Below are 7,578 nucleotides of genomic sequence, written 5' to 3'. Positions count from 1 at the left end.
GGCCCTGCTCAAGTTCGTGCTGCTGCCGCTGGCCATCTATGCCGTCACCCGCTGGTATGGCCATGCGACGCTGGCGATGCCGCTGCAAGTGCTGCTGACCTTGCTGATCGTGGTGCCGATGGGGCCGATGATCTACCGGCTGGCGTTCCAGCCGCTGGCCGAAGCCAGCACCCTGGTGCTGCTGATCGTATCGGTGGCAGTGCATTACGCCCTGATCGGCATCGGCCTGCTGATGTTCGGCGCCGAAGGCTCGCGCACCACGCCGTTTTCCGACGCCCGTTTCGACATCGGCGGCCTGACCGTTTCCGGCCAGAGTTGCGTGATCATCGTGGTTTCGCTGCTGCTGATTATTGCGCTCTATCTTTATTTCGAACGCACCTTGTCCGGCAAGGCTTTGCGCGCCACCGCCGTCAACCGGCTCGGCGCACGCCTGGTCGGCATCGGCACGGCGCAAGCGGGGCGCCTGGCGTTCACGCTGGCCGCTGCGCTGGGCGCCTTGTGCGGCATCCTGATCGCGCCGTTGACTACCGTGTATTACGACAGCGGTTTCCTGATCGGCCTGAAGGGATTTGTCGGCGCCATCATCGGCGGCCTCGGCAGTTATCCGGTGGCGGCTGCCGGCGCCTTGCTGGTGGGTTTGCTGGAATCGTATTCCTCGTTCTGGGCCAGCGCGTTCAAGGAAGTGATCGTGTTTACGCTGATTATCCCGGTGCTGCTGTGGCGTTCGCTGACCAGCAAGCAGGTGGACGAGGGCGATCAGTGATGCCTAAATTCTCCTTTGCCAGCCTGCCGTTGATTGGTTTTGTGCTGCTCTTGGCCTTGCTGCCGATCTTGCCGACACCGGAATTCTGGATCACCCTGGCCAACTACATCGGGCTCTATGCGATTGTTGCATTGGGCCTGGTGCTGCTGACCGGGGTGGGCGGCCTGACTTCGTTCGGCCAGGCTGCTTTTGTCGGCCTTGGCGCTTACTCCACTGCTTACCTGAGCACACAGCTCGGCCTGTCGCCCTGGATTGGCTTGCTGGCCGGCCTGGGCGTGACAACGCTGGCGGCGCTGGCCATCGGCGCCATCACGATGCGCCTGTCCGGCCACTATCTGCCGCTCGGCACCATCGCCTGGGCGCTATCGCTGTATTTCCTGTTCGGCAATCTCGAATTCCTCGGCAAATACGATGGCTTGAACGGCATCCCCGCCGTCAGCCTGTTCGGCCTCGAACTCGACAGCGGCCGCAAGATGTTTTACCTGATCTGGGCGATCCTGCTGGTGGCGCTGGCCGGTTTGCAAAACCTGTTGAACTCGCGCTCGGGCCGCGCCATCCGCGCACTCAACGGCGGCGCCGTGATGGCCGAGGCGATGGGCGTCAACACGGCCTGGATCAAAGTACTGATCTTTGTATTGGCGGCCCTGCTGGCCAGCATCTCCGGCTGGCTGTACGCGCATCTGCAGCGTTCGGTAAGCCCGACGCCGTTCGGCCTCAACGCCGGCATCGAATACCTGTTCATGGCGGTGGTCGGCGGCGCCGGTTACGTGTGGGGCGCGATCCTCGGATCGGCATTGCTGACCTTGCTGAAGGATCAGCTGCAATCGCTGCTGCCGAAGCTGCTGGGCGCCAACGGCAATTTCGAAACCATCGTGTTCGGCATCATGATGGTGCTGCTGTTGCAGCGCGCGCGCGACGGCTTGTGGCCATATTTGCGCAAATGGATACCGAGCAAGCCGACGGCGCTGGCGCCGCCATCTGCGACGGCGCTGGCCATCCGGAGCCGGCATGCGGATGCCGACGTGGTGCTGGAGATAGAGCAGGCGCGCAAGGAATTCGGCGGCCTGGTGGCGGTCAATGACATGAGCTTCAGCGTCAGGGCGGGACAGATCGTCGGTTTGATCGGGCCCAACGGCGCCGGTAAATCCACCATGTTCAACCTGGTTACCGGGGTCCTGCCGTTGACCGGCGGTTCGATCAGATTCCGCGCCCAGGACGGATTGCAGCAGATTTCGGGCCTGGCGTCGCGCCAGATCGTCGCGCGCGGCATCGCCCGCACTTTCCAGCACGTGCGGCTGATGGGCAGCATGACGGTGCTTGAGAACGTCGCCATCGGCGCCCACCTGCGTGCGCACCGCAGCGACGTCAGCGGCATCGCAAGTAGCCTGCTGCGGCTTAACCGCGCTGAAGAACAGACCTTGCTGTTCGAGGCGAAAAAACAACTGGAGCGGGTCGGCCTCGGGCACTTGCTGTACGAAGAGGCCGGCAGCCTGGCGCTGGGCCAGCAGCGGATCCTGGAAATCGCGCGGGCGCTGTGCTGCGATCCGACCTTGCTGCTGCTGGATGAACCGGCGGCAGGTTTGCGCTACCAGGAGAAGTTGGCGCTGGCGGATCTGCTGCGCAGGCTGAAGGCGGAAGGGATGAGCATTTTGCTGGTAGAGCACGATATGGATTTTGTCATGAACCTGACCGACCAGCTGGTGGTGATGGAATTCGGCAGCAAGATTGCCGAAGGCTTACCGGCTGAAATACAGCAGGACCCGGCGGTGCTGGAAGCCTACCTGGGAGGCATCGATGAGTAATTCTGTCACCTCTCCGGTGCTCGACGTCGTCGACCTGCACGTTGCCTACGGCAAGGTGGAAGCCTTGCACGGCGCCAGCCTGCAAGTCGGCGCCGGCCAGATCGTGACCGTGATTGGCCCCAACGGCGCCGGCAAGTCGACCATGCTGAATGCGATCGCCGGCGCCATGCCGAACAACGGCAGCATGCGCGGCAAGGTCAGCCTGCTGGGTGAAAATATCGATGGCGTGGCGATCGAAACCCGGGTTGCGCGCGGCATGTGCCTGGTGCCGGAAACCCGCGAACTGTTCGCCAGCATGACGGTGCAAGACAATCTGTTGCTGGGCGGCTATCGCCGCTACAAGGCCGGCGACCGCGCTTACGCCGACCAGATGGCAGCAGTGTACGAGCTGTTCCCGCGCCTGCAGGAGAGGCGCCGCCAGCAGGCCGGCAGCCTGTCCGGCGGCGAACGGCAGATGCTGGCGCTGGGGCGGGCCTTGATGGCCAAGCCGCAGCTGCTGATGCTGGATGAGCCTAGCCTCGGCCTGGCGCCGCTGATCGTGAAAGAGATTTTCCACATCATCGTGCGTCTGAAGCAGACCGGCGTGGCGATCCTGCTGGTCGAGCAAAACGCCCGCGCCGCCTTGCAGGCTGCCGATTACGCCTATGTGCTGGAAACCGGCGATATGGTGCTGCAGGGACCGGCCGCGGAACTGGCGCACGATCCGAAGGTGATAGACACCTATCTCGGGCTGGCGAAAAAAGCCGGCTGACCGGAGATCGGGCGGCCTTCTGCAGGCTCGCTGCTTCTGTGATAAATTCTCAGCTCGCTCAAGTTGGAAGTAGAAATTTGAGTGAAACGTTCTCAGGGCGGGGTGTGATTCCCCACCGGCGGTAATTGCGTGCAATGCGCATAGCCCGCGAGCGCTTGTCGCGGCATCCGCGGCAAGGTCAGCAGACCCGGTGCGATCCCGGGGCCGACGGTATAGTCCGGATAAAGAGAGAACAGGTTGCGTGGCGCCTACAGGAATCGACCAGTGTCTTGCTGCCCGGGCGGCGGCTATGCCGTTGCCAATGGCGGTTGATACCGATGGATTCCGCATGGGTACGCGCTTCCTTTCGATCCAACACGCCCTGTTTTATTTATTTAAACAGGAGTAGTCAAATGCAACAGCAGCACAATCCCGCAGTCGATAGATTAAAAACACCTGGCGCCGCAGGCGGCGAACGCATTGCGTTCATCCAGGCCGGCTGGCACCGCGACATCGTGGATCAATGCCGGATCGCCTTCATCGCCGAAATCGCCAAGGCCGGCTACAGCGAACAGGACATCGATTTCTTCGAAGTCGCCGGCGCTTTCGAGATCCCTTTGCACGCCAAGCTGCTGGCCAGCAGCGGCCGCTATGCGGCCGTGGTGGCGACCGGGCTGGTGGTGGACGGCGGCATCTATCGCCATGAGTTCGTGGCGCAGGCGGTGATCAGCGGCCTGATGCAAGTGCAGCTGGAAACCGGCGTGCCGGTGCTGTCGGCGGTATTGACGCCGCATCATTTCCACGCCGGCGAAGAGCACCATAAATATTTCTTCGAGCATTTCCTGGTGAAGGGCGCGGAAGCTGCGCGCGCCTGCGCCGACACCATCCAGAAACTGCGATTCCTGAAATCCGGGCAGCCTGCCGTACGCGCCTTGCATAGCGCCTGATAAGGCAACTTGCCATCGCCTGCCGAAGCAATGGCAGGCGATAGCATTGCCGCTGCCGGCAACAATCAGATGTTGTCTTCGATCTGCGGAGTGGCCGAGCCTTTTGCCAGCGTGATGCGGGTGCGTTTCAACAACGGTTGCTGCGGCGCGCTGTTATCCGCGGCGAGCGGTTTCACCTTGTTGAACACCACTACAATGCTGTCGCTGGTCACGGTGGCCGACGCGTAGCCCTGGGCATCGTGGTCGACGTAGGCAAAGTCGGGATTGAATCCCTTCAACAGGCTGTCGAAGATCTGCGGCGTCTGCACCAGCGCGCCCAGCAAGGGATTGACTACCGCCGCGCCGGATTTGATGTAGTTGTAAAACGACTGGCTGCTGATGCCCGCCGCCAGGAAATCCACCAGCACCGGGTTGCTTCCTGGATCGGCCGGATTGGCGCGCACCACGCCGCACTGGAAGGCATGCAGGTCGCCGGTGATGGCCACCACGTTCTTGATGTTTTGTGTATCCAGGTATGAGAGCAGCTCGGCCTTGTGGCTGGGATAACCGTCCCATGAATCGCAGTTGATCACGTACAGCTGGTTGTAGGGGGCAGGGATGCCCAGCGCCGGCGGCGACAGGTCGGCCCACATGCGGTTCAGCATGATTTCATTGCCCCACACTTTCCAGGTTGCGTCCGAATTCTTCAGGGTGTCTTTCCACCATTGCGTCTGGGTGGTGCCGAGTATCGACGGCGGCCGTCCCAGTTTGGCGGTTTCCTGCGCTTCCATCTGCAGCAGGGTGGCGCGCGGCACGAAGTAGCGCGCGCCTATCGAATCGTCGCCGTTGACCGGATCGTGCCCGGCCTGCTGCGCCACCGACTGTTCGCTGACGATGTGGTCGTCCCGGTACAGGCGCTCGTCGGTCATCACCAGGTGCACCAGCTGGCCGAAGCGGAAATCGCGATAGATGCGGATGTTCTGGTAGCTGCTGTTGTTCAGGTCGAACGACAGGTCGCCGAAATCGATAGGCGTGTATTCGGCCCAGGCCTGGGTGGCGTTGCGCCGGCGCGCGGTTTCCTGCTTGTTCTGGTTGGTGTAGACCTGGTGGTCCTGCCAGCAGTCGTCAGAGAATTCGTGGTCGTCCCAGATCGCAATTACCGGGAATTTGTGATGGATGCCCTGCAGGCGCGCATCGGTCTTGTAAGTGCGGTACAGGGTGCGGTAATCGTTGACAGTATTGGCGTATACGCCGCCGCCCGGATGGGCCAGGCCGTTGGGCAAGGTGATCGGCTTGTGCGCCGGTTCGGCGCCGCCGGTCTGGAATGAAGCGCCCACGGTTTCGTAAATGTAGTCGCCGACGTGCACCACAAAATCCAGGTTTTCCTGCGCCAGCAGGGACATGGCCTGCCAGTGGTTGACCGACCAGTCCTGGCAGGTGAACCAGGCGAAGCGCACCTGGCTGTTGCTGGCGCTGGCGAGCGGCGCGGTTTTGGTCTGGGCGACTACGCTGACGTCGCTGCCGGCGGTAAAACGATAGTAATAAACGGTGTCGGGCTTGAGCTGCGTTATCTTGGCGCGCACCGTGAAATCATAGTCGGCGACCGCGCTCAGGTTGGCTTGCGCAGCCAGAGCGGAAAAGTCTGGCGTGGCCGAGACTTCCAGCCGCACGGCAATCGCACCCACGGCGATGGCGCCGTTGTTGCGCACCACGCGGGCCCAGAACACGACGCTCCTTTCCTTCGGGTCGCCGGAGGCTATTCCCTGTGGAAAAACGAACTCCCCCGGACCGCCGTCGCTAGTGCTGCCGCCGCATGCGCTCAGCAAGCTGGAGGTTGCTGCAACTACCGTGAAGAATGCCGAACCCTTCAAAAACTGTCTGCGTTTCATGTTTTGTCTCCCGCTTATCGTTATGTGATGTTGACCGGGTCTTGTGACGACACGATAACAAGGCGTAATTTAATGCAGCGGGAACAATTGAAGGAAGAAATCCTGGCGATAAGAGCAATATGTCTAATCACGCATTTGGCAATTGCATAAAATGCCGATCAATGTGTGGTTTGCGTGGCCTCAGGAATGGCTGCGTTGTCCGCAGACCGGGCAGCTTGCATCGCGGGCGACGCCGATACGGGTCCATTCCATGCTGCGCGCATCCAGCATCAGCAGGAAACCGGACAGGGAGGTGCCGATGTCGGCGATCAGCTTGAGCGCTTCGGCCGCCTGCATGCTGCCGATGATGCCGACCAGCGGCGCGAAGACGCCCATGGTGGAACAGGCGACTTCTTCGAATTCGCGGTCCGGCGGGAACAGGCAGGCGTAACAGGGCGAGCTGGGGTCGCGTGCGTCGAACACGCTGAGCTGGCCGTCGAACTGAATCGCCGCGCCGGAAACCAGGGGCACCTGATGGGCAACGCAGGCGCTGTTGATGGCTTGCCGCGTGGCGAAGTTGTCGCTGCAGTCGATCACCACGTCGGCAGCGCCGATCAGTTCGCCGAGACGCGCCTGGTCAGCACGTTCCGCCAGCGCCGCCACCTGAATGTCGGGATTGATTTGCGCCAGCGCGGTTTTACCGGACGCCACCTTGGCCTGGCCGATCCGTTCGCTGGTATGCAGGATCTGCCGCTGCAGGTTGGTCAGGTCGACGCTGTCGTTATCCACCAGCGTGATGCGGCCGACCCCGGCCGACGCCAGGTACATGGCCACCGGCGAGCCGAGGCCGCCGGCGCCGATGATCAGCGCATGCGCCGCCAGGAATTTTTCCTGACCGGCTATGTCGATGTCATCCAGCAGGATGTGGCGCGAATAACGGAGTAGTTGCTGGTCGTTCATAGGAAGCTGCCAAATAGATAAAACCATGGAATTTCATAGCGACGCCATGCGCCATGAAAAAAGGCCGCATCGCTGCGGCCTAGGGCCTGTCCCCATTTGATTTGGGAGATGCGTTCAAACCAAAACGTGTGCTGGCAAGGCGCGTGGCGCAGCTGGGGCTGGTGCCCCAGCAAGCCATGCAACGCGGCCAGCGCACGTTTTGGTTTGAACCCTTCGGGAACGGCTGCAGGCGTCGCATGCCGTTGTTGCTTCTCCTTGCCGTAGCACCGCTACGTCGCGTCGTCGCGCCTAGGCCTGCAACGCCTGCCGCACGTTCGCACTCCCAAATCAAGTGTGAACAGGCCCTAGCTGTGCGGCTGATTGCCGCACATTGCGCTCTCCCCGCTCACTCAACAAAAACCGTCCATGGATCGTCGTATCTATCTGCTCGCGCTGGTGGCTTTCATCGCCGGCCTCGATGAAAACATTGTCGGCGGCATCCTGCCGCTGATCGCCCGCGACCTGTCGGTGTCGGTCAGCGTCGCCGGCC

At 62.0% G+C, this 7,578-nt stretch carries 6 protein-coding genes and 1 riboswitch; of the genes, 4 read left to right on the top strand and 2 right to left on the bottom strand.

Going from position 1 to position 7,578, the window contains the following annotated elements:
• From JWQ61_RS13255 to JWQ61_RS13240, 4 genes are all read left to right on the top strand, one after another.
• Positions 1-763, top strand: a 763-nt coding sequence (locus JWQ61_RS13255) for a branched-chain amino acid ABC transporter permease (RefSeq protein WP_304360937.1), incomplete at its 5' end; no start/stop codon positions are given.
• On the top strand, positions 763-2,565 hold the full coding sequence (locus JWQ61_RS13250) for an ATP-binding cassette domain-containing protein (RefSeq protein ID WP_304360936.1): 1,803 nt from the start codon (positions 763-765) through the stop codon (positions 2,563-2,565). The genes JWQ61_RS13255 and JWQ61_RS13250, both read left to right, overlap by 1 nt.
• Positions 2,558-3,316: an ABC transporter ATP-binding protein gene (locus JWQ61_RS13245; RefSeq protein WP_304360935.1), complete on the top strand. Its 759-nt coding sequence runs from the start codon at positions 2,558-2,560 to the stop codon at positions 3,314-3,316. Before JWQ61_RS13250 ends, JWQ61_RS13245 begins: the two co-directional genes overlap by 8 nt.
• A gap of 84 nt (positions 3,317-3,400) precedes the next feature.
• Positions 3,401-3,554, top strand: a riboswitch (FMN riboswitch).
• A gap of 154 nt (positions 3,555-3,708) precedes the next feature.
• Entirely contained in the window at positions 3,709-4,242 is a 534-nt protein-coding gene (locus JWQ61_RS13240; protein WP_304360934.1) for a 6,7-dimethyl-8-ribityllumazine synthase, read from the top strand.
• A 65-nt stretch (positions 4,243-4,307) separates the two neighbouring features.
• Here JWQ61_RS13240 and JWQ61_RS13235 read toward each other — a convergent pair whose 3' ends face one another.
• Positions 4,308-6,110: an alkaline phosphatase gene (locus tag JWQ61_RS13235; protein ID WP_304360933.1), complete on the bottom strand. Its 1,803-nt coding sequence runs from the start codon at positions 6,108-6,110 to the stop codon at positions 4,308-4,310.
• 180 nt (positions 6,111-6,290) lie between these two features.
• Positions 6,291-7,049 carry a molybdopterin-synthase adenylyltransferase MoeB gene (locus JWQ61_RS13230; protein ID WP_304360932.1) on the bottom strand — a complete coding sequence of 253 codons (759 nt, stop codon included), beginning with the start codon at positions 7,047-7,049 and terminating at the stop codon, positions 6,291-6,293.
• Between the last annotated feature and the right edge of the window lie 529 nt (positions 7,050-7,578).

This window comes from Collimonas fungivorans (assembly GCF_028292705.1).
GTDB classification, from domain to species: domain Bacteria; phylum Pseudomonadota; class Gammaproteobacteria; order Burkholderiales; family Burkholderiaceae_D; genus Collimonas; species Collimonas fungivorans_B.
This window is presented reverse-complemented; position numbering and strand designations above follow the sequence as displayed.